At 64.4% G+C, this 2665-nt stretch carries 2 protein-coding genes; one reads left to right on the forward strand and one right to left on the reverse strand.

Annotated features, from left to right (window positions below):
* Nucleotides 1-983 (forward strand): LLM class flavin-dependent oxidoreductase (locus tag J4F42_09820; GenBank protein ID MCE2485796.1); only part of this gene is annotated, 983 nt, incomplete at both ends.
* 5 nt (nucleotides 984-988) lie between these two features.
* Here the strand turns inward: J4F42_09820 and J4F42_09825 are convergent.
* Nucleotides 989-2665: SLC13 family permease (locus tag J4F42_09825; protein MCE2485797.1), on the reverse strand; the 1677-nt coding region annotated here is incomplete at its 5' end.

The following is a 2665-nucleotide window of genomic DNA, read 5'->3' on the forward strand; positions in this document are numbered from 1 at the left end:
GCCGGCTTTGCCGGCTTCGGCCATCCCGAGCATCACCTGCAGATCGAGGGTATGGAGGCGACCGGCAGCCCCGGTCTGCTGAGCATGTTCATCGGCCAGCATTCCGAGCGGCTGCGCGTCGACGTGCTGGGCTATGTGCTCAACACCCATAATCCGCTGCGGGTGGCCGAGGATGTAGCCATGATGGATCATATGCTGCAAGGCCGTCTCAACGTCGCCTTTGTCCGAGGCTATCAGGCGCGCTGGGTCCAGAACTATGCCACCCGGCCGGGCGTCGAGGCGGTCGGCCACTGGAATAAAAAACAGGCCTCCGACCTGCTCAACCGGCGGGTGTTTGAAGAAGGCGTGGCGATCATCAAGAAAGCCTGGACCCAGGACACCTTTTGCCACCGGGGCGAGTTCTGGCAGTTCCCGCCTCCAGGCGCCACAAACCCGCATCCCATGGAAGCCTATACCCGCTACGGCGCGGGGGTGACAAAGGATATGCATATCGAACAGGTCGGCATCGCCCCGCGTCCCTACCAAAAGCCCTACCCGCCGCTGTACGCCGGGTTTACCCATAACACCGAGTCGATCCGCTACTGGGCCCGCGAGGGCGGCAAACCGATCATCATTCTCCTGCACGAAGAGCTGTGCGCCCGGCTGCAGAACATCTACCGCGAAGAGGCCGACAAGGCCGGCCGCACCGTCCCGCCCGGCACCGAGCTGGCCCTGGGCGGACAGCTGGTGGTGACCGACAGCGCCGCCCAGACCCAGCGCGCTCTGGCCGACACTCGCTGGTTCTGGGACAAATGGGGCATTCCGTTCGGCCTGGGGGTGGCCGAGCCGTTGATCGGGGACGCGGACAGCGTGTCGCGCAAAATCGAACTGGCGATCAAAATCGGCACCGACGAAATGTTCTTCCTGATTGGCGACGGTCTGCTGCCCCGTGACGTGGTGCTGCGCAGCTTTGAGCTGTTTGCCGAAAAGGTCATGCCGCGCTTNNNGCTCAGAAGGGCCACATCCACGGAATGCAGAGCATGGCCACGGCGAAGATCAGCAGGTCGAGCGGGATGCCGATTTTCAGAAAATCGGTGAAGCGGTAGCCGCCTGGTCCGTAGACCATCAGGTGGGTCTGGTAGCTGAGCGGCGAGGCGAACGCGGCCGAGGCGGCAATCGCAATCGTGATCGCAAACGGCCGCACATCGACCCCGAACTGCTCGGCGGTCTCGGCCGCAATGGGAAACATCAGGACTGCGGCCGGGGCGTGAGAGATACATTCGGTGAAGACCAGGGTGACCAGATAAACCAGGGCCAGCACCCCCACCGGCCCCAGCCCGGCACCGACCTCAACCAGAAACGAGGCCAGAAATTCAGCCACCCCGGTCTTGTCCAGCGCTCGGCCGATCCCAAACGCGGCGGCGATGAGAATCAGCACCGAGACATCAACGACGCGACGGGTTTCGCCCACCGACAGACAGCCGCACGCGATAACGCCAAACGCGGCCAGCAGGGCTGCGGTCATCATCGGCAATAGGCCCATGGTGACGGTCGTGATGAGGGCGACCAGAGCCAGCAGGGCCGGAATGGCCTTGTCGTAACGCGGCGGCGCGCTGTTATCGACCTCGGACACCAGATAGAAGTCGGCCGAGTTGCGGTAGGTGCGGGCAAAACCGGCCGAGGCTTCAAGCAACAGGGTGTCTCCGGCACGGAGCAGAATATCGCCAATTTTTCCGCTCAGCCGGCGCCCGCCCCGATGCACCGCGACCACGGCCGCGCCGTAACGGGTGCGGAAATTGGCGTCTCGAATCGTGACCCCGTTGAGCGGCGAGTCCTCAGAGATGACCGCCTCGCTCAGATTATTGCCCTCCCCGACCCGTTCGACTCCGTCGCGGTGATCCCCGGCCGGCACCAGCCCCCGGATCTTCTGCAGATCGACGATCGTCGCTACCACCCCGGTAAAGACCAGCCGGTCGGCGACCCGAATCCGCTCCTGCGGCCCGACCGGAGAGACGGTTCCCTCGGATCGCTCGATCCGGACCAGAAACAGGCCGGGCAGGTGGCGCAGACCGGCCTGTTCGATCTGGTGGCCGACCAGGGGACACTCGGCCGTCACCTCAAGCTCGACCAGATACTCGCGGCGCGTTTCGTCCAGACTCTCCAGCAACTCCTTGCGGTCGGGCAGCAGGACGCGACCGGCAATAACCACAAAGCTCACGCCGACCAGGGCACACGGCACCCCGACCGCGCTCAGTTCAAAGAAGGACATACCCGGCTGCCCGGCGCCGACCATCAAGCCGTTGACGACCATATTGGTCGAGGTTCCGATCAGGGTACACGCCCCGCCCAGAATCGTCGCGTAGGACAGCGGAATGAGAAAGCGCGACGGCGACACCTGATGGCGTCGCGCCCAGTCAAACACCACCGGCGTGAACATGGCCACAATCGGGGTGTTGTTCAGAAAGGCGGAGATGCCGGCGGTGGGCAGCATCATGCGCAGCAGGGCGCGCCGGTGGCTGGTAATCCGGCCGAACAGCCGCGTTGCCACAAAGCCCAGAGCGCCGGTATGCTGGAGCGCACCGGCCACCACGAACAGAGCGCCGATGGCGAGAATTTCCGGATTGGAAAACCCGGCAAACGCCTCCTGGGGCGACACGATCCCGCTCGCCAGCAGCACGGCCAGCAT

The organism is Desulfurellaceae bacterium, assembly GCA_021296095.1.
Taxonomy (GTDB): domain Bacteria; phylum Desulfobacterota; class Binatia; order Bin18; family Bin18; genus JAAXHF01.